This is a genomic window from Wolbachia endosymbiont (group A) of Lasioglossum fulvicorne (genome assembly GCF_964028605.1).
In the GTDB taxonomy this organism is placed as follows: domain Bacteria; phylum Pseudomonadota; class Alphaproteobacteria; order Rickettsiales; family Anaplasmataceae; genus Wolbachia.
In genome coordinates, this window is the sequence record NZ_OZ034798.1 from 1,295,909 (window position 1) to 1,315,635 (window position 19,727).

Genomic DNA, 19,727 nt, shown 5'->3' on the forward strand with positions numbered 1-19,727 from the left:
TATGCATGTTGAAGCAATTTACACCCACCGCATTGAATGTGGAGAAGTATTAGAGCAGGTTCTTGATCGCTATGTTTCAGAGCTGCTAAGAGAGGAAGTTGTTCTTGCTATCACATCAAAAATCATTTCCGTTTGTCAAAAACAAGTGGTTTGCAAAACTGCTTGTTCTAAAGAAGAGCTAATCAAAAGAGAAGCTGATGCAATTGTTGATGTGGCTCATAGTATCTGTTTAACGATTAAGGATAATATCTTAATTCCATCTGCTGGTATTGATGAATCAAATGGTAATGAAATGTATATTTTATACCCAAAGAATGTTCAGAAAACAGCTCTATCAATATGGAACTATCTCAAGACAAAACACTGCATAAAACATCTTGGTATTTTGATTACAGATAGTAACATAACACCTATGCGCCTTGGGGTTACGGGCGTTGCTCTTGGTTGGTGTGGATTTGAACCACTTTATTCCTATATAGGCAAGCCAGATCTTTATAATCAACCACTGCAAGTAACACAAGTCAATCTTCTTGATGCACTGGCAACATCTGCTGTTTTAGTTATGGGAGAAGGGGCAGAGCAAACACCGATGGCAATAATTAGTGGTGCACCAAAGGTTCACTTTCTTACTCATCCGCCAACTACAGAAGAAGAAAAAAGTGTGAAAATATCTATGGAAAAAGACCTTTACTCTCCTCTCCTCATGGGAGCCCGTTGGTTAAAGAGTTAAAGAGAAACTTAAAAATTTGCTATTAGACTTCTTGCATAACCATATAACACACTTTTATTGGGAATAGAAACAAAAAACTTACTTGACACCCTTCGCCAGCCCCCTTATCATGACAGTGAAGCTATTTCATTTATAGCTCTTTTCATAGAAGTCCGGATGTGATAAGATAAGGATAGACGATGATAAGGAGGTTGAGTGCCAGCAGCATATATTTATGACTTAAGGAAAAAAGCAATGGAAGCGCTAGAGGAGGGAGGAAGCAGAGAAACAGTGGCAGCAAGATTTAAAATTGGACGAACTACTTTATGGGAGTGGCAGCAAAGAAGAAAAGAAACAGGAGACTTTCAATCAAAAAAACTTGGAAATGGAGGTTACAATCACAAAATCACCGACTGGGATGCCTTTGCTAAATTTGCCAGAGAAAACGGAGGAAAGACTCTGTCGGAAATGGCTAAACTTTGGGGCAATGTTAGTATCCAAACGATCCACCGAGCTCTCAGAAAAATTGGATTTACGCGCAAAAAAAGACATATGGATACAAGGAAAGAAACGAAGAAAAACGTGCTGAATTCTTAAAAATTATAGCAACAAAAGAACCAGAAAACTTAGTTTATATAGATGAGTCTGGCATTGATAACACAGAGGACTGTCCATATGGGTATTGCCAGAAAGGACAGCGGTTTTATGGCCTAAAATCTGGAAAGAAAACTCAACGAATCAGTATGGTTGCAGCCTTAAGTAGAAGAGAGATAGTTGCTCCATTAACCTTTGAAGGCCACTGTAATATGGATGTTTTTAATGGATGGTTTGAGCAATTTTTGACACCGATCTTGGAACCTGGACAGACTGTCATTCTTGACAATGCTACTTTTCATAAGTCTGGTAAGATTATCGAGCTTGCTAGAGGAGTTGGTGCAGAAATTTTGTATCTGCCGCCGTATTCTCCAGATTTCAACAAAATTGAGCATCATTGGTTTGCTATAAAAAACAGAGCTAGGAAAAACATTCCTCCATTCGAATCCTTTCGTCGTGCTGTTGATTCTGCCTTCCTATGACCTGTTCGGACTATTATGAGAAATGCTATAACTTCGCAATCTGTGCAGATTAAAACGACAAGAAAACTTGTATTTGGCGTACTATGCTTAAATTTTTGCACTATGTGTACCTTATGTCTTTATCAAATTTCTAGGTTTTTACCTATATAAGCTGAAACGCGCTTATAAAGCGTTCAAGACATCACCCAACGTCAAATTTTAAAATAGAGAGTGAATAACTAGCTACTGCGGGTTTTCTATGCCTTTTTTTCTGCCTGGTAAATTTCTTAAACATTTATAGCTAAGGTTAGTTGCATTTAAAAGCAGCTAAATTGCAGCGTTTAAGACTTAAAAACGCCAATACTGAAAATAGACAATGACTAGGGCTTCGTGTGCCTTTTTTTTCATTTGGTAAATTTCTTAATGTTTATGGCTAAAAGAGCCCAAGAGAGGTCAGTGCTCCTTTTTTTGTCATCCAAGTAGCCTCCTATGGTGTCATCCCAGTGCTTGACACTGGGATCCAGTTGAGCTATTTCAACAAAAATACTGCATTTTGAGATGAACGTTTATTCTCACCAGACTTATTTACAAGTATAACAATTAAAGTCTGGATTCCAGTGTCAAGCACTGGAATGACACCGTCATAAAGGAACCAGTGTCTGGGCACTGGGATGACAGGGGGGGAGGCTACTTGGATGACACCATTCTTTTTTCTGGATCCAAGTAGTCAAGCTACTCGGATGACAGGAGAAGGGGTTACTTAAATGACGGGAGAAGGGGCTACTTTGATCCTGGAGGGTGCAATTATTGTGCATGAATTTAAATGGCACAACTTATGACAATTATCTTCGCACCAAAACGTTTGTGAGACTCAGTGTTTAGATTTATAGCATTTCTCATAATAGTCCGAACAGGTCATAGGAAGGCAGAATCAACAGCACGACGAAAGGATTCGAATAGAGGAATGTTTTTCCTAGCTCTGTTTTTTATAGCAAACCAATGATGCTCAATTTTGTTGAAATCTGGAGAATACGGCGGCAGATACAAAATTTCTGCACCAACTCCTCTAGCAAGCTCGATAATCTTACCAGACTTATGAAAAGTAGCATTGTCAAGAATGACAGTCTGTCCAGGTTCCAAGATCGGTGTCAAAAATTGCTCAAACCATCCATTAAAAACATCCATATTACAGTGGCCTTCAAAGGTTAATGGAGCAACTATCTTTCTTCTACTTAAGGCTGCAACCATACTGATTCGTTGAGTTTTCTTTCCAGATTTTAGGCCATAAAACCACTGTCCTTTCTGGCAATACCAATATGGATAGTCCTCTGTGTTATCAATGCCAGACTCATCTATATAAACTAAGTTTTCTGGTTCTTTTGTTGCTATAATTTTTAAGAATTCAGCACGTTTTTCTTCGTTTCTTTCCTTGTATCCATATGTCTTTTTTTGCGCGTAAATCCAATTTTTCTGAGAGCCTGTTCATAATCTTTTCAGAAGTAAGGCAGTGAAAGCCAGAACGACCATTTATAGGCTAGTATTGAGTTTTCGCTCACAATTTTTCCACAATCTTCTACATTTTTCTAACCAAGCAAAAGATCGCTCCACAACCCATCTTTTGGGCAATACAACAAAGGAATGTAATTCATTTCTTTTTATCACTTCAACGGTTGCACCAATAATCGTTTTTATTTGAGTTGCAAAATTCTCTCCAGTATAGCCTGCATCAACCAGTACATTTTTAACTCCCGAGAGGTTTTCTTTTGCATTTTCGACCATTCTCACAGCACTGCTACGGTCAGTTATCTCTGCTGTTGTTATATAAATTGCATGGGGCAAACCTTGCGTATCTACTGCAATATGGCGTTTTATTCCTGAAATCTTTTTGCCTGCATCATAGCCTTTTTCTTCAGCAGTATCTGCATTTTTTACACTCTGTGCATCAATTATGCAGAAGCTGGTTTTTTCTTTCCGACCATTGTTTTGTCGGACCACGCCAACTATTTTTTTTTAACACCAGCTCCAGAACACTTTCTTTATCTGCATCTGGTTTTTCACTCCACTTCTTAAAATAGTCGTAACAATTGCGCCATTTTGGAAACTCTTTTGGTAGCATTCTCCACTGACAACCGCTTTTCAGAACGTATAACACTCCACAAAATACATCATACAAATCAAGTTTCCTTGGTTTTGTTTTTTTTCTACAGGACTCTAGATCTGGTAACATAATCTCAAATCTTTCCCGACTTATATCACTTGGGTATAAACTCCTCATATATCCTAACTTATATATATTATCTCTTAGTTTATTCCTTTCTTGAGATCATGTACAGGTTCTTAGTAATCGACTCTATACAAACAATGTATGATAGCAGAATTACATCAGCACCAGGAACTGTAACTCAGGTACGCACTTGCGCTCATGAATTAACCATTCTTGCGAAACAATATGGTATTTCTCTCTTAATAGTTGGTCATATAACTAAGGATGGACAAATAGCTGGACCTAAAACTTTGGAGCATATGGTAGATACGGTATTATATTTTGAAGGTGAAAATAGTAATCAATATCGCATTTTACGCACTATTAAAAATAGATTTGGCCCTGCAAATGAAATTGGTGTTTTTGAGATGTCTGAAGCAGGACTTGTGCCTGTTGATAACCCATCATCATTGTTTCTGATGGCCCATGACAGAGAAGTAGTTGGCAGCGCCGTATTTGCAGGAATTGAAGGTTCAAGACCAATTTTAATGGAAGTGCAAGCATTAATAGCAGGAACTAATATGGCAACCCCAAGAAGGGCAGTAGTTGGGTGGGATATTAATAGATTGGCTATGATCATCGCGGTGCTATAGCATTTCTCATAATAGTCCGAACAGGTCATAGGAAGGCAGAATCAACAGCACGACGAAAGGATTCGAATAGAGGAATGTTTTTCCTAGCTCTGTTTTTTATAGCAAACCAATGATGCTCAATTTTGTTGAAATCTGGAGAATACGGCGGCAGATACAAAATTTCTGCACCAACTCCTCTAGCAAGCTCGATAATCTTACCAGACTTATGAAAAGTAGCATTGTCAAGAATGACAGTCTGTCCAGGTTCCAAGATCGGTGTCAAAAATTGCTCAAACCATCCATTAAAAACATCCATATTACAGTGGCCTTCAAAGGTTAATGGAGCAACTATAGCATTTCTCATAATAGTCCGAACAGGTCATAGGAAGGCAGAATCAACAGCACGACGAAAGGATTCGAATAGAGGAATGTTTTTCCTAGCTCTGTTTTTTATAGCAAACCAATGATGCTCAATTTTGTTGAAATCTGGAGAATACGGCGGCAGATACAAAATTTCTGCACCAACTCCTCTAGCAAGCTCGATAATCTTACCAGACTTATGAAAAGTAGCATTGTCAAGAATGACAGTCTGTCCAGGTTCCAAGATCGGTGTCAAAAATTGCTCAAACCATCCATTAAAAACATCCATATTACAGTGGCCTTCAAAGGTTAATGGAGCAACTATCTTTCTTCTACTTAAGGCTGCAACCATACTGATTCGTTGAGTTTTCTTTCCAGATTTTAGGCCATAAAACCGCTGTCCTTTCTGGCAATACCCATATGGATAGTCCTCTGTGTTATCAATGCCAGACTCATCTATATAAACTAAGTTTTCTGGTTCTTTTGTTGCTATAATTTTTAAGAATTCAGCACGTTTTTCTTCGTTTCTTTCCTTGTATCCATATGTCTTTTTTTGCGCGTAAATCCAATTTTTCTGAGAGCTCGGTGGATCGTTTGGATACTAACGTTGCCCCAAAGTTTAGCCATTTCCGACAGAGTCTTTCCTCCGTTTTCTCTGGCAAATTTAGCAAAGGCATCCCAGTCGGTAATTTTGTGATTGTAACCTCCATTTCCAAGTTTTTTTGATTGAAAGTCTCCTGTTTCTTTTCTTCTTTGCTGCCACTCCCATAAAGTAGTTCGTCCAATTTTAAATCTCGCTGCCACTGTTTCTCTGCTTCCTCCCTCCTCTAGCGCTTCCATTGCTTTTTTCCTTAAGTCATAACTATATGCTGCTGGCACTCAACCTCCTTATCATCGTCTATCCTTATCTTATCACATCCGGACTTCTATGAAAAGAGCTATATCTTTCTTCTACTTAAGGCTGCAACCATACTGATTCGTTGAGTTTTCTTTCCAGATTTTAGGCCATAAAACCGCTGTCCTTTCTGGCAATACCCATATGGATAGTCCTCTGTGTTATCAATGCCAGACTCATCTATATAAACTAAGTTTTCTGGTTCTTTTGTTGCTATAATTTTTAAGAATTCAGCACGTTTTTCTTCGTTTCTTTCCTTGTATCCATATGTCTTTTTTTGCGCGTAAATCCAATTTTTCTGAGAGCTCGGTGGATCGTTTGGATACTAACGTTGCCCCAAAGTTTAGCCATTTCCGACAGAGTCTTTCCTCCGTTTTCTCTGGCAAATTTAGCAAAGGCATCCCAGTCGGTAATTTTGTGATTGTAACCTCCATTTCCAAGTTTTTTTGATTGAAAGTCTCCTGTTTCTTTTCTTCTTTGCTGCCACTCCCATAAAGTAGTTCGTCCAATTTTAAATCTTGCTGCCACTGTTTCTCTGCTTCCTCCCTCCTCTAGCGCTTCCATTGCTTTTTTCCTTAAGTCATAACTATATGCTGCTGGCACTCAACCTCCTTATCATCGTCTATCCTTATCTTATCACATCCGGACTTCTATGAAAAGAGCTATAAATGCTCGTTGCAAAATGTTTTTGCATGATAAAGAAGTATACCTAAACATTGCAGGGGGACTCAAAATACAGGAACCATCGGCTGATCTTGCTGTTGCTGCTTCCCTTATTTCAAGTGTAGTAAATTTACCGCTGCCAACTTCTTCAATAATCTGCGGTGAAGTTGCACTTTCAGGAGAAATTAGGAACATCTCGCATGCTGATCTCAGACTAAAAGAAGCACAAAAGTTAGGATTCAAAAAAGCAATTATGCCTAAAAATGGTAACTATTCTTCTCATGATATTGAAATAATCAAGCTTGGTCACGTAAGGGAATTAAGAGAAATTTTTAATTACAATTAAATAGTGCTTCAGCAAATTCTTTACTAGTAAACTCCCTCAAGTCCTCTATATTTTCGCCAATTCCTATAGCATGTAACTTTATCTTATAAGCTTCTGCAAGTCCAATTACCACTCCGCCCTTAGCGGTGCCATCTAGCTTTGTTACGATTAGCCCGGTAACATTAACCATCTTACTAAATGCCTCTAATTGGCTATAAGCATTTTGGCCGGTAGTTGCATCAAGAACTAAAATAACGTCATGAGGGGCAGTTTCATCCAATTTCTTTATCGTTCTATATATTTTTGATAACTCCTCCATAAGGTTCACATTATTTTGCAGCCTTCCTGCTGTGTCAATTAGAACAACATCAACGTTATCTTTTATAGCTTGACTTACAGCTCTATATGCCACACTTGCAGAGTCGCTACCATACTCTCCAGTAACAATCAAGCAATCAGAACGTTCTGCCCAAATGTTTAATTGTTCACTAGCAGCAGCTCTAAATGTGTCGCATGCAACAAGCATAACGGATTTTCCCATTTCCTTATATTTATATGCGAGCTTACCTATAGTCGTGGTTTTACCGTTACCGTTTACTCCGCATACCATTATTATATGTGGTTTTTTATCCAAAATTAACGGCTGCACGACTGGATTTAATATAGCTTCTATTTCATTCACTAATTGCTGCGTGATAATATTATACTCAACTTCCTTGTCAAATTTGATGCTTGTGAGCCTGTCAATAATTAATTTGGAAGTTTTATGACCAATGTCCATGCTAATTAGCAATTCTTCTAGCTCATCCAAAAGCGACTGATCTAATTTTTTTTTGCCAGAAAAAATACTTTTCACCCCGTCGCTAAAGCGAGAAGAAGTTTTTAACAGGCCTTCATAAAGGTTACCAAATAAACTCAAGGGAATGCTCCTTTTAAAATTATAAACTTAATGACAACATAGAGACGCTGGTTGTAAAGAAATACACGTATTATGTGTATTTGTAAAGTTAAACACTCGTTTTACATGCATTCTGAAAGTAAAATACACGTAAAACGTTGTATTTACTTTAGTTTTCAACCTAAATGTGTTATAACGTAAAATAGCAGTTTATAGGTAATTTTATGAGTTATAATGAGAAAATTTTAGATCATTACGAAAATCCAAGAAATGTTGGCTCTCTGGATAAAAATGATCCAAATGTTGGTACTGGTTTAGTTGGTGTACCGTCGTGCGGTGATGTAATGAAATTGCAGATAAAGGTCAATGACAAAGGTGTTATTGAAGATGCAAAATTTAAAACTTTTGGTTGTGGTTCTGCCATTGCTTCAAGTTCCTTGTTAACAGAGATGATTAAAGGAAAAGCTATTGAAGATGTAACACAGATAAAGAATACTCAAATAGTGGAAGAGTTGTCTTTACCTCCAGTGAAGATACACTGTTCGGTGCTTGCTGAAGACGCTATTAAGGCTGCTATTCATGATTATCAAAGTAAACAAAATAAAGGTGGACATTGAGAACTAAAGCATGAATGAATATCAAGAAGTAGGCGGAGGTGAAACTGTAAAAAAGAATAAAAAACTTATCACTATAACTGCGGAAGCAGTAGAAAGGATCAGGTATTTATTGGATCAAAAAAAGCATGCTAACCTTGAGAAATCAGAAGAAGCAATAGGAATAAGAGTGCTAATTAAGCAAAAAGGATGTTCTGGTTTAAAATATGATGTTGAATATGCATATGATACTCGTCCTTTAGAGTCGATAATTGAGGAAAACTGTAGTGATGGCCAAAAAGTTAAAGTATTGATTGATCCAAAATCCGTCATGTTTATTCTTGGCTCTGAAATGGATTATGTAGAAGAAAAATTTTCATCGGGTTTTGTTTTCAAAAATCCTAATGAGAAAGGAAAATGTGGTTGTGGAGAGAGTTTTCATGTCTAGCAACTATTTTGCATTGTTTGAAATTGAACCAACTTTCAATATCAGCTTTGATGGGCTAGAGAAAAAATATATTGAGCTAAGCAAGACTGATATAAATGAAAGACAGTCCAAAAACATGGAAAATATCAACAAAGCTTATCAAGTGCTAAAGTCACCATTAGAACGTGCCGAGCATTTGTTGAATCTTTTTGGTATGAAAAGCCAAAAGGATCATCTAAATTCTGAAATATTAAATGAATCAATGGAAATAAGAGAATATTTGCTGGAATGCGACGATCTACAATTTGCAAGCAGGATGATTGATGAAAAAATAAAAGATTGCGTTAAAAACCTAATTAACACTTTTGCTGTAAAGAATTTTGATGGAGCTGCTACACAAGTCTTAAGATTGAAATATTTATATAAGTCATTTGAGGAGGTGAAAAAGAATGCAACCAATTCAAATTTCTGAACCAAATTCAAATGAAGTAGTTTTTGGTATAGATCTTGGTACTACCAATTCTTTGATTGCTATGGTGGATAAAGCTGGTAACGTGAAGATATTTAAAGATGAACAAGGAAGAGAACTGCTGCCTTCTGCTCTTTCATATGAAAATAATACATTGAAAACTGGCTACGATGTCGGTCAAAATGCAATCTACTCAATAAAGCGTTTAATGGGTAAAAGTGTTGAAGAATTAAATAAAGAAGGCGTCAATTTTGAAATAGATCATGAAAGCGAAAAAGTTATTAGAATAAAATGCGCAGAGGAAAAATATCTTACTCCTGTTGAGATTTCTGCTGAGATATTAAAAGCTTTATGTGAGAGGGTAAAAAAGTCTAAGGGGCTGGAAGTAAAAAAAGCAGTGATTACTGTGCCAGCTTACTTTGACGATTCAGCACGTAACGCAACCAAATATGCAGCAAGATTAGCTGGCATAGAAGTTCTTCGCCTCGTTAACGAGCCAACCGCTGCAGCGCTTTCTTACTCCATTGAAAAGAACAATAACAGTGGAATATATGCAGTTTATGACCTTGGTGGTGGAACATTTGATATTTCGATATTGAAATTGCATCAAGGAGTGTTTCAAGTTCTTGCGGTTGGTGGTGATACCGAACTTGGTGGTGATGATTTTGATCATTTGCTGAGTTCAATTGTGATTGATAAGTATAGAGAAAAGGTAGGTTTAAACAAAGAATGCTCTAGTGTCATCCCAGTGCTCCGACACTGGGATCCAGAAAGTTTAATTACAAATGAACACACCAGGCAATTGTATAGTAAGAACTGGATTCCAGTGTCAGCTACTTGCATGACAACACTTATTGAATCACGTATTGTAAAAGAATATCTGAGCGACAACACTGTAGGTACTTTTGAATTCAACATTAGACCTTACCCTGTCATCCCAGTGCGTGACACTGGGATCCAGGAAGAAAAAAATATGTGGATTTCAGCGTCACGCGCTGAAATGACATCTAACCGAGTTGTTAGTGGTGAATTATTTGAATGCGAAATTACCAGAGAAGAGTTCGAACAGGCAATCAGTCCTTTGGTTAGTAAAACTATCAATATAGTCACTCGTACTATAAGCGATATAGACCTTAAAATTGATGATATAAAAGGAGTAATTTTAGTTGGTGGTGCAACTAGAACACCATTGGTTCAAAATTCACTAGTCAAACTCTTTGGAAATAAAGTACTAAATGACGTGGATCCAGATAAAGCAGTTGCCATTGGGGCAGCTCTGCAGGCTCATGATTTAACTTCGAGCTCAAAAGATAGGAATATTCTCCTGGATGTTCTACCTTTATCACTTGGCATAGAAACTATGGGAGGCATAGTTGAAAAAATCATACCAAGAAATACGCCACTACCAGTTTCAGAGATAAAAGAGTTTACAACTTATGTTGATAGGCAAACAGCAATGAAAATTCACGTTTGTCAGGGAGAACGTGAAATGATAGAGGATAACAAATCTCTAGCGCAGTTTGAACTAAAAGGTATACCGCCACTGCCTGCAGGTTCTGCAAGAATTGAAATAGAATTCACAGTTAATGTTGACGGAATCTTGACTGTTACTGCAAGAGAAAAAACTACCAGAATCGAGCAGACAGTTGAAGTAAATTCAAGTTTTGGCTTGAGTGAAGCTGATGTTCAAAATATGGTTAACCAGTCAATAAACAGCTTTGATGAAGATATGAAGGCTCGTTCCCTTGCAGGTGCTAAAATTAATGGAAATAAACTCATACACTTGGTTGAAAACAATAATAACTTTTCCACTGATCAAAAGTTGAAAAACCTATTACAAAATGCAAAAAACGCTTTACAAGGCAATGACTTGAATGAAATTAACAACGCTATTGCCGAGTTAGAAAATTCCTCTTTAGAGTTGTGTGAATTAACAAATAGGTAGAAAAAGCTTACACAACCTTGTGCAATACCCTATTTAACCTCAAAGCAACAGGTAACCTGAAATTAAATGGTAACCAATCGACCTTTCCTAATTTAAATGATAAACCAACTATGCTTACACGCCCAATGATATTTTCCATTGGTACAAAACCAACTTCAGGAAACCTGCTATCCAAAGAATTATTTCTATTGTCTCCCATAACAAAAAATTGATCGTTAGGTACATAATAAACTGGAGTGTTATATGATAGCTTATTAGAAATGTTATCTACCAAAATCTCATGTTCCTTGCCACTTAAAAGCGTTTCTATATATCTTGGTATGTTACGATTTGACTCATAATCAAAAAAACTTTCAATTTGCCTTCGCTCTACTTTCTGATCATTGAGATACAATTCCCCCTCTATCATTTGCACTTTGTCGCCCGGTGTTCCTATTACTCGCTTAACAAACCTGATACTGTCGTTTCTCGTAGGTTTGAAAACTATTATTTCACCACGCTTTGGAGGGGTATAAAAAATCCTGCCGCTAAAAATGTTTGGAGAAAATGGAAAGGAGTGTTTACTGTAACCGTATGAATATTTACTAGTAAAAACGTAGTCCCCTTCAAGTAAGGTGCTTTTCATTGAACCAGAAGGTATATGAAATGGCTCGAATAAAAAACTACGTATTGATAGCGCAATCAACAGTAAAAAAAACAATGAAGATAAAAATCTTCCCGTTCTTGTCACCCAGTTTTTGCTTAGTTCTTCCAACTTTGTTTTTCTTATAAATTAAGCTTATTATAATACGTAAATTAAAAAATGGTAATATGAAATTTTACTTGTGAATGTTATTCCTCTATTCAAAACAATTTTGAAAAGGCGGTTCATTTCTTTCAACGGTGTCATCCAAGTAGCGTGACACATAACTGTACGAACATTGCAATTTGCAGGTGGCAGATGAAAGTAGCTGATGCACATCTGTACGAACATTTGCTTTTGTTAAGGTAATGTGGTGTTATGAAAGTAGCTGACACTGGAATGGCTTTGTTGCATCGCTACTTATGAAAGGCTAACTATAGTTAGGATTATAAGCAACCTATTGAAAATCTTGTTTTTTTGCAATCAATCTGATCAAATTTAAGAATAGTAATTTGTTATTTATATTAATAAATTTAATTCTATTGAAAATAGCTAAAGCATTGAAATTCTTGAATTTTAGCCGGATTGGTAAATGGTAGTGAAATTTCTTTTACTCAAATTTAGGTATTCATTGACCGTTCTTGTTATAAATACCAGAATAATAAGCTACTGATATTCGCTATCTTTTTTATCTTTAATCCATCATAGCTAGCGATGCAACAAAGCCCACTGGAATCCAGGTTGTAACCGTTCACGGATTGTGAGAATGAATAAAGAACTAAGCAGTCGTAACTTTTGGAAGGGATTTTGGCCATTGAGACGTGATGTCAAAAATATCGACAACATTCTTTTCACGAACCTTTCCCCACATTCTGACCAGGTGAAAAAGCTGTTTTTACGATAGCCGTCTAATTTGCCGTTCTGCAAGGTTGTTGATTGACTTCAGGCTTTCGTAAAAAATTCCACATCATATCCTCAGCCTTAACATCTTAGTGGCCATTCTCGTCATTTCATGAAAAAACCCTTCTTTCGCATTAGTTGTGTAGCATTTTTTAATATCTATAATAGTGCAGCACTGCCTTACGTATTGCCAATCCGAATTCTACTTGCTGTAAAATAACACAATCTGCTACATCACTGCTAATCTCAATCCCTCTATTTATTGGCCCTGGGTGCATAACAATCGCATCTGGTTTTGCGTATGATAGCTTTTGTGAATCAAGTCCATACAAATAAAAATATTCTTTCTCTGAAGAACTATTATTCATGCGCTCTTTCTGCAGCCTCAAAAGTATAATTACGTCAGCATCCTTTATACCTTCAATTAATGAATAATGGACTGAATCTACTTCAGGAAAATGCTTACAAATCAAAGTTGGTGGTGCAACCAAGTTTATCTCTGCTCCAAACATTTTTAGCAATCTTATATTTGATCTTGCAACTCTACTGTGCAGAATATCTCCACATATTACAACTTTAAGGTCCTTTATTTGCTTTTTATGATTGATGATTACAAGATAATCTGCAAGAGCTTGAGTTGGATGTTCACTGCTTCCATCGCCTGCATTGATTAGCGAGCAGCTAACATACTTTGCCAGTGTATTAATGATACCACTACTTTTATGCCTGATTATTATGTAATCAGGATTCATTGCATTTAATGTTTTGATCATGTCTTTTAGATTTTCTCCCTTGTTAATAGAAGAAGATCTTATTGGCAAAGTTACAACATTTGCTCCAAGGCTTTTTGCTGCTATTTCAAAAGACGCAAGTGTACGCGTTGAATCTTCAAAGAATAAATTTATTACTGTCTTATTTTCCAAGATATGACTATTTGCAGCTTCTTTTTTAAGGTACTGGTTGGCCAACTTAGTTATATTTTCTACATCATCGACTGTAAGGTCTGAGATGTTTAACAAATTCCTTCTGTTATTCATAATTTCCTTTTAACATGCAATTGTTGTCCAACCTATTCTACTTTCTTATTACCTTTTTTCAATGAACCTATTTGCAACAACATTGCATAAAATAAAAACTGGTATTATAGCTCTTTTCATAGAAGTCCGGATGTGATAAGATAAGGATAGACGATGATAAGGAGGTTGAGTGCCAGCAGCATATAGTTATGACTTAAGGAAAAAAGCAATGGAAGCGCTAGAGGAGGGAGGAAGCAGAGAAACAGTGGCAGCAAGATTTAAAATTGGACGAACTACTTTATGGGAGTGGCAGCAAAGAAGAAAAGAAACAGGAGACTTTCAATCAAAAAAACTTGGAAATGGAGGTTACAATCACAAAATTACCGACTGGGATGCCTTTGCTAGATTTGCCAGAGAAAACGGAGGAAAGACTCTGTCGGAAATGGCTAAACTTTGGGGCAACGTTAGTATCCAAACGATCCACCGAGCTCTCAGAAAAATTGGATTTACGCGCAAAAAAAGACATATGGATACAAGGAAAGAAACGAAGAAAAACGTGCTGAATTCTTAAAAATTATAGCAACAAAAGAACCAGAAAACTTAGTTTATATAGATGAGTCTGGCATTGATAACACAGAGGACTATCCATATGGGTATTGCCAGAAAGGACAGCGGTTTTATGGCCTAAAATCTGGAAAGAAAACTCAACGAATCAGTATGGTTGCAGCCTTAAGTAGAAGAAAGATAGTTGCTCCATTAACCTTTGAAGGCCACTGTAATATGGATGTTTTTAATGGATGGTTTGAGCAATTTTTGACACCGATCTTGGAACCTGGACAGACTGTCATTCTTGACAATGCTACTTTTCATAAGTCTGGTAAGATTATCGAGCTTGCTAGAGGAGTTGGTGCAGAAATTTTGTATCTGCCGCCGTATTCTCCAGATTTCAACAAAATTGAGCATCATTGGTTTGCTATAAAAAACAGAGCTAGGAAAAACATTCCTCTATTCGAATCCTTTCGTCGTGCTGTTGATTCTGCCTTCCTATGACCTGTTCGGACTATTATGAGAAATGCTATAACTGATAATTAGTACTCTGCTTTTATTATGGCTAGTATATTAATAGTAAGTGAGGTTGAAAATGGTTGCAAAAAAAGATGAGAAAACTAGCTTGGGGAGCAAAATACTAAATTATGTGCCATGGAGAATAGCGCTCACAGCTGCTGCTTTTGCTATTCCAATTGCTGGTCCCATTGTTGGTACAGTTGTTGGAGCTCTAGCGTATGGTAATTATAGACAGAATAATAGAACTGAAAATCCTGCTTCCAAATTCGATAATGGACCTGATAAATCTAATGATAAGGAAAGTAAAAAAGAGAGTGCAAAACCAGGTCGTTTAAAGAAATTCTTGTTTAGAGTTTGTGCTATTGCAATTGGCTTTTTGTTTGGTGGACCAATTGGTGCTGCAATTGCTGGAGGTCTTGTAGCTGTTGACGCTGTGTCAAATGGTAAGCTTATTCAAGGGGCAGAAAAGGTGTTAGATGCAGGTTATGATGCACTAAGTTGGGCAAAAGATAAAACCCTAGATGCAGGAAAATCGGTAGTAGATAAGGTGAGAGGCTCTGAGAAAGGAGTTGAGGAAAAAAAAGACGGGCCAACACATGAATTTGATAATCCTGTCTATTCTCCTGAAGTTGATAGTACAACCAAAGCAGAAAAAAGAAATTCTTCTCCAAGCAGCTCAAAACTAATTGTTGGTGAACAAACTGCAAAACAGAAAAGATTCAGCGAGTCAAGGGCAAAATGCTGTAAAAAGTTAGCATAAATCTTTCATCCCAATGTTTAGTGGCACTGGGGATTATTTCCACTTACACTCATCCGCTATCATAACAGCCTCAAAAAGATGCTTCTCAAGTTCACTTAGAGGCAAATCACTTTGTGAATAATTTCCCCAAGATTTTAGTATATCGGAAGTTTCAACGCCTTCAATAATAGGATATTCTTGGTTTTTTTTAGCGTATAACTCTTGAGCCTGCTTGCTTACTAAAAATTCCAATAAGACTATAGCATTTTCCCTGTTTTTTGCGTTTTTTGTTACTGCTGCACCACTGATGTTTACCATTACACCGTGATCGTTGCGATTAGGAAAAAAAGCCCCTAGCTTGTCTGCAACATTCTTTTTATTTTCTGATGAAAGAATTCTCGCAAAGTAGTAGCTGTTTACTATTGCAACATCTCCCTCACCAGCTGCTACGGCGTAAATTTGGTCAGTATCACCACCACTTGGTTTTCTTGCCATATTGCTCACAATTCCGCTTACCCATTCTTTCGTCTTTTCAAAACCATTATTTGCAATCATAAAAGCAATTAACGATCTGTTATATGGACTTGTAGAAGAACGCACTAATATTTTTCCTTTCCATTTTTCATTTGCTAAATCTTCATAAGTACTTAAGTCCTTAGGGTCTACTGACTCTTTATTGTAAACCAATATCCTAGTTCTTTTTGTAAGACCAAACCAATAATCTTCACTGTCTCTAAATCTTGCAGGTATAACACTTTTTAAAACCTCTGAATCTACTTGAGATAAAAGCCCTCTTTTTTTTGCTAGAATTAAGTTCACTGCATCAGCAGTCAAAAATAAGTCAGCTTCACCACCGTTTTCTATTCGTGAAAGTAGCTGAGAATAATCATCAATGATGTAACGTACTTTAATGCCTGTATTTTCCGTGAATTCATCAAATAAAGTACGTACTAATTCTTCTTTGCGCGATGAATAGACATTTACCACTTGTGAGTCATTAGTTCCGTCGTTTCTGTATAAATAAGTAATGACTATTAATACAACTGCTATTAAGGATGTGAATATAAAAGCTTTTTTCATATTGGATAAAAAATAACTTCTTTCAGCTAGAGATACCAAGATGGTGCAACTTTAGCAAGTGTAAAATTCGTTAGATAAGTCATAAAAACTTACTTGAAACCCTTCGCCAGCCCCCTTATCATGACAGTGGAGCTATTTCATTTAACTTCGCAATCTCTGCAGTGGATTAATGACAAAAAACTTAATGTATTTGGCGTAAATCATGCTTAATTTTTTGCACTATGTGCACCTTATGTCTTTATAAAATTTCTAGGTTTTTACCTGATATAAGCTGAAATGCGATATTTAAAACATTAAAAAACGCCAACTTAAAAAATGGATAGTGAATAACTAGCTACCCTAGGGTTTCTTTTGCCTTTTTTTCTGTTTAGTAAATTGTATCCGTTCAGCGGAGTGGTAGAATAAGGTAGACAAAGCAAGATATAGCTCTTTTCATAGAAGTCCGGATGTGATAAGATAAGGATAGACGATGATAAGGAGGTTGAGTGCCAGCAGCATATAGTTATGACTTAAGGAAAAAAGCAATGGAAGCGCTAGAGGAGGGAGGAAGCAGAGAAACAGTGGCAGCAAGATTTAAAATTGGACGAACTACTTTATGGGAGTGGCAGCAAAGAAGAAAAGAAACAGGAGACTTTCAATCAAAAAAACTTGGAAATGGAGGTTACAATCACAAAATCACCGACTGGGATGCCTTTGCTAAATTTGCCAGAGAAAACGGAGGAAAGACTCTGTCGGAAATGGCTAAACTTTGGGGCAACGTTAGTATCCAAACGATCCACCGAGCTCTCAGAAAAATTGGATTTACGCGCAAAAAAAGACATATGGATACAAGGAAAGAAACAAAGAAAAACGTGCTGAATTCTTAAAAATTATAGCAACAAAAGAACCAGAAAACTTAGTTTATATAGATGAGTCTGGCATTGATAACACAGAGGACTATCCATATGGGTATTGCCAGAAAGGACAGCGGTTTTATGGCCTAAAATCTGGGAAGAAAACTCAACGAATCAGTATGGTTGCAGCCTTAAGTAGAAGAAAGATAGTTGCTCCATTAACCTTTGAAGGCCACTGTAATATGGATGTTTTTAATGGATGGTTTGAGCAATTTTTGACACCGATCTTGGAACCTGGACAGACTGTCATTCTTGACAATGCTACTTTTCATAAGTCTGGTAAGATTATCGAGCTTGCTAGAGGAGTTGGTGCAGAAATTTTGTATCTGCCGCCGTATTCTCCAGATTTCAACAAAATTGAGCATCATTGGTTTGCTATAAAAAACAGAGCTAGGAAAAACATTCCTCTATTCGAATCCTTTCGTCGTGCTGTTGATTCTGCCTTCCTATGACCTGTTCGGACTATTATGAGAAATGCTATAATAAAGATAATCATAGAGCAAAAGTGAGGTAATGTGGTAAACCTTTTAGAACTTTGCAAAAATTTACAGCAAAAAATAGAAAAACTGGAAGCAGAGATAGAAAACTTAAAAGCAGAAAATAAAGCTTTAAAGATAGAGAACGCTGAATTAAAGGAAAGGCTCGGTTTATAGCTCTTTTCATAGAAGTCCGGATGTGATAAGATAAGGATAGACGATGATAAGGAGGTTGAGTGCCAGCAGCATATAGTTATGACTTAAGGAAAAAAGCAATGGAAGCGCTAGAGGAGGGAGGAAGCAGAGAAACAGTGGCAGCAAGATTTAAAATTGGACGAGCTACTTTATGGGAGTGGCAGCAAAGAAGAAAAGAAACAGGAGACTTTCAATCAAAAAAACTTGGAAATGGAGGTTACAATCACAAAATCACCGACTGGGATGCCTTTGCTAAATTTGCCAGAGAAAACGGAGGAAAGACTCTGTCGGAAATGGCTAAACTTTGGGGCAACGTTAGTATCCAAACGATCCACCGAGCTCTCAGAAAAATTGGATTTACGCGCAAAAAAAGACATATGGATACAAGGAAAGAAACGAAGAAAAACGTGCTGAATTCTTAAAAATTATAGCAACAAAAGAACCAGAAAACTTAGTTTATATAGATGAGTCTGGCATTGATAACACAGAGGACTATCCATATGGGTATTGCCAGAAAGGACAGCGGTTTTATGGCCTAAAATCTGGAAAGAAAACTCAACGAATCAGTATGGTTGCAGCCTTAAGTAGAAGAAAGATAGTTGCTCCATTAACCTTTGAAGGCCACTGTAATATAGATGTTTTTAATGGATGGTTTGAGCAATTTTTGACACCGATCTTGGAACCTGGACAGACTGTCATTCTTGACAATGCTACTTTTCATAAGTCTGGTAAGATTATCGAGCTTGCTAGAGGAGTTGGTGCAGAAATTTTGTATCTGCCGCCGTATTCTCCAGATTTCAACAAAATTGAGCATCATTGGTTTGCTATAAAAAACAGAGCTAGGAAAAACATTCCTCTATTCGAATCCTTTCGTCGTGCTGTTGATTCTGCCTTCCTATGACCTGTTCGGACTATTATGAGAAATGCTATAATTTCTCCGGAAGCTTGACAAAAATAGAACTGAAACCCATCAATGAAAAGTATATGCAAGTTTAAGTTAATAGAGAAAGAAAAATTATTCTTGCTATACCGTAGGTACGTTCCAAGATTATACTGAAGTTTTTATTGCACTCAAAATCTTCGTTTTTCCTAATCTCTAGAATTATCAATGCATCATCACTTAACCAGCCTGAGTGAGCTAATCCATCTAAAGTTGATTCAACCAGATTGCTATTGTAAGGCGGGTCTATAAAAACTATGTCGCATTTTGAAATAGGTTGTGGCAATTTGTTAGCACTGCAACAAATTAGCGTGACATTGTTCGTAATTCCAAAATCTTCTGCTGTTTTTTTAGGCAGTTGCAAATTGTAATAATCTGAATCCACCATGAATGCATGTTTAGCGCCGCGAGAAAGCGCTTCAAATGAAAAAGAGCCTCTTCCGCAAAATAAATCAAGTACATTCAAGTTATAAATAGGTTTCCTTGAGGAAAGCATATTAAATATTGCTTCTCGGACAATACTCATAGTTGGCCGTGCAGCTAAATGCTTACCTGTAGTTATTTTTCTTCCGCGATATTTGCCTGCAATGATGCGTAGCATATTAAATAAGCTCCAAAATAATTAAT

The 19,727-nt window shown here is 36.8% G+C and carries 18 protein-coding genes and 5 pseudogenes; 12 read left to right on the plus strand and 11 right to left on the minus strand.

Annotated elements, in window-relative coordinates:
• The first annotated feature begins 1 nt into the window (after position 1).
• Positions 2-730, plus strand: coding sequence for a putative folate metabolism gamma-glutamate ligase (locus ABWU71_RS07210; protein WP_353284384.1), 729 nt, complete (start codon positions 2-4; stop codon positions 728-730).
• Positions 731-925: 195 nt separating this feature from the next.
• Positions 926-1,785, plus strand: a protein-coding gene (locus ABWU71_RS07215) for an IS630 family transposase (RefSeq protein ID WP_353284385.1) whose coding sequence is annotated in 2 segments (ribosomal slippage) — positions 926-1,250 and positions 1,250-1,785 — 861 coding nt in all. Because the reading frame shifts where the segments join, the coding sequence is not laid out codon by codon here.
• 894 nt (positions 1,786-2,679) lie between these two features.
• On the opposite strand, the pseudogene ABWU71_RS07220 reads toward ABWU71_RS07215, so the two are convergent.
• Together ABWU71_RS07220 and ABWU71_RS07225 are read right to left on the minus strand one after the other, a co-directional pair.
• A pseudogene (locus tag ABWU71_RS07220) lies at positions 2,680-3,245 on the minus strand (IS630 family transposase); the annotation flags it as partial.
• 46 nt (positions 3,246-3,291) lie between these two features.
• A protein-coding gene (locus ABWU71_RS07225; protein WP_353284216.1) for an IS5 family transposase occupies positions 3,292-4,039 on the minus strand; the annotation gives its coding sequence in 2 pieces (ribosomal slippage) (positions 3,292-3,774 and positions 3,776-4,039; 747 coding nt in all).
• A gap of 62 nt (positions 4,040-4,101) precedes the next feature.
• On the opposite strand from ABWU71_RS07225, the pseudogene ABWU71_RS07230 reads away from it, so the two are divergent.
• A pseudogene (locus ABWU71_RS07230) lies at positions 4,102-4,617 on the plus strand (DNA repair protein RadA); the annotation flags it as partial.
• Positions 4,618-4,645: 28 nt separating this feature from the next.
• Here the strand turns inward: ABWU71_RS07230 and ABWU71_RS07235 are convergent.
• From ABWU71_RS07235 to ABWU71_RS07245, 3 genes and pseudogenes are all read right to left on the minus strand, one after another.
• A pseudogene (locus ABWU71_RS07235) lies at positions 4,646-4,951 on the minus strand (transposase); the annotation flags it as partial.
• A 27-nt stretch (positions 4,952-4,978) separates the two neighbouring features.
• A protein-coding gene (locus tag ABWU71_RS07240) for an IS630 family transposase (protein ID WP_353284076.1) occupies positions 4,979-5,838 on the minus strand; the annotation gives its coding sequence in 2 pieces (ribosomal slippage) (positions 4,979-5,514 and positions 5,514-5,838; 861 coding nt in all).
• Positions 5,839-5,900: 62 nt separating this feature from the next.
• Positions 5,901-6,457 (minus strand): annotated as a pseudogene (locus ABWU71_RS07245) (IS630 transposase-related protein); the annotation flags it as partial.
• Positions 6,458-6,518: 61 nt separating this feature from the next.
• On the opposite strand from ABWU71_RS07245, the pseudogene ABWU71_RS07250 reads away from it, so the two are divergent.
• Positions 6,519-6,863: pseudogene (locus tag ABWU71_RS07250) on the plus strand (magnesium chelatase domain-containing protein); the annotation flags it as partial.
• On the opposite strand, the gene ftsY reads toward ABWU71_RS07250, so the two are convergent.
• A complete protein-coding gene (ftsY, locus tag ABWU71_RS07255) occupies positions 6,850-7,761 on the minus strand; it encodes a signal recognition particle-docking protein FtsY (RefSeq protein ID WP_353284386.1) in 912 nt (303 codons plus the stop codon). The pseudogene ABWU71_RS07250 and the gene ftsY sit on opposite strands and share 14 nt — an antisense overlap.
• A 203-nt stretch (positions 7,762-7,964) precedes the next feature.
• Here ftsY and iscU point away from each other — a divergent pair, with 203 nt between their 5' ends.
• From iscU to ABWU71_RS07275, 4 genes are read left to right on the plus strand one after another with little or no spacing between them, the layout of a single operon-like run.
• Positions 7,965-8,357, plus strand: a complete 393-nt coding sequence (iscU, locus tag ABWU71_RS07260) for a Fe-S cluster assembly scaffold IscU (RefSeq protein ID WP_353284387.1) — start codon at positions 7,965-7,967, stop codon at positions 8,355-8,357.
• Between the two features lie 10 nt (positions 8,358-8,367).
• The gene (locus ABWU71_RS07265; RefSeq protein WP_353284388.1) at positions 8,368-8,781 is read left to right on the plus strand and encodes a HesB/IscA family protein; all 414 of its coding nucleotides are present in this window, start codon (positions 8,368-8,370) and stop codon (positions 8,779-8,781) included.
• A complete protein-coding gene (locus ABWU71_RS07270) occupies positions 8,774-9,232 on the plus strand; it encodes an iron-sulfur cluster co-chaperone HscB C-terminal domain-containing protein (protein WP_353284930.1) in 459 nt (152 codons plus the stop codon). Before ABWU71_RS07265 ends, ABWU71_RS07270 begins: the two co-directional genes overlap by 8 nt.
• Positions 9,210-11,174 carry an Hsp70 family protein gene (locus ABWU71_RS07275; RefSeq protein ID WP_353284389.1) on the plus strand — a complete coding sequence of 655 codons (1,965 nt, stop codon included), beginning with the start codon at positions 9,210-9,212 and terminating at the stop codon, positions 11,172-11,174. The genes ABWU71_RS07270 and ABWU71_RS07275 overlap by 23 nt, the downstream gene beginning before the upstream one ends.
• A gap of 7 nt (positions 11,175-11,181) precedes the next feature.
• Here the strand turns inward: ABWU71_RS07275 and lepB are convergent, their stop codons facing one another.
• Both lepB and ABWU71_RS07285 read right to left on the minus strand, forming a co-directional pair.
• Positions 11,182-11,928, minus strand: a complete 747-nt coding sequence (lepB, locus tag ABWU71_RS07280; protein WP_353284390.1) for a signal peptidase I — start codon at positions 11,926-11,928, stop codon at positions 11,182-11,184.
• Positions 11,929-12,848: 920 nt separating this feature from the next.
• Entirely contained in the window at positions 12,849-13,733 is an 885-nt protein-coding gene (locus ABWU71_RS07285) for an aspartate carbamoyltransferase catalytic subunit (RefSeq protein WP_353284391.1), read from the minus strand.
• A gap of 169 nt (positions 13,734-13,902) precedes the next feature.
• Between ABWU71_RS07285 and ABWU71_RS07290 the strand changes: the two genes are divergently transcribed.
• Together ABWU71_RS07290 and ABWU71_RS07295 are read left to right on the plus strand one after the other, a co-directional pair.
• A protein-coding gene (locus ABWU71_RS07290; RefSeq protein ID WP_353284392.1) for an IS630 family transposase occupies positions 13,903-14,762 on the plus strand; the annotation gives its coding sequence in 2 pieces (ribosomal slippage) (positions 13,903-14,227 and positions 14,227-14,762; 861 coding nt in all).
• A gap of 91 nt (positions 14,763-14,853) precedes the next feature.
• On the plus strand, positions 14,854-15,537 hold the full coding sequence (locus tag ABWU71_RS07295) for a hypothetical protein (protein ID WP_353284393.1): 684 nt from the start codon (positions 14,854-14,856) through the stop codon (positions 15,535-15,537).
• Between the two features lie 33 nt (positions 15,538-15,570).
• On the opposite strand, the gene ABWU71_RS07300 is transcribed toward ABWU71_RS07295, so the two are convergent.
• On the minus strand, positions 15,571-16,596 hold the full coding sequence (locus tag ABWU71_RS07300) for an extracellular solute-binding protein (protein WP_353284394.1): 1,026 nt from the start codon (positions 16,594-16,596) through the stop codon (positions 15,571-15,573).
• 485 nt (positions 16,597-17,081) lie between these two features.
• On the opposite strand from ABWU71_RS07300, the gene ABWU71_RS07305 reads away from it, so the two are divergent.
• Positions 17,082-17,941, plus strand: a protein-coding gene (locus ABWU71_RS07305) for an IS630 family transposase (protein WP_353284179.1) whose coding sequence is annotated in 2 segments (ribosomal slippage) — positions 17,082-17,406 and positions 17,406-17,941 — 861 coding nt in all. Because the reading frame shifts where the segments join, the coding sequence is not laid out codon by codon here.
• Between the two features lie 40 nt (positions 17,942-17,981).
• On the opposite strand, the gene ABWU71_RS08115 is transcribed toward ABWU71_RS07305, so the two are convergent.
• Entirely contained in the window at positions 17,982-18,152 is a 171-nt protein-coding gene (locus tag ABWU71_RS08115) for a hypothetical protein (protein ID WP_410530628.1), read from the minus strand.
• Between the two features lie 49 nt (positions 18,153-18,201).
• On the opposite strand from ABWU71_RS08115, the gene ABWU71_RS07315 reads away from it, so the two are divergent.
• Positions 18,202-19,061, plus strand: a protein-coding gene (locus ABWU71_RS07315; protein WP_353284395.1) for an IS630 family transposase whose coding sequence is annotated in 2 segments (ribosomal slippage) — positions 18,202-18,526 and positions 18,526-19,061 — 861 coding nt in all. Because the reading frame shifts where the segments join, the coding sequence is not laid out codon by codon here.
• Positions 19,062-19,152: 91 nt separating this feature from the next.
• Here ABWU71_RS07315 and rsmD read toward each other — a convergent pair.
• Positions 19,153-19,701 carry a 16S rRNA (guanine(966)-N(2))-methyltransferase RsmD gene (gene rsmD / locus ABWU71_RS07320; protein WP_353284396.1) on the minus strand — a complete coding sequence of 183 codons (549 nt, stop codon included), beginning with the start codon at positions 19,699-19,701 and terminating at the stop codon, positions 19,153-19,155.
• Positions 19,702-19,727 lie beyond the last annotated feature (26 nt).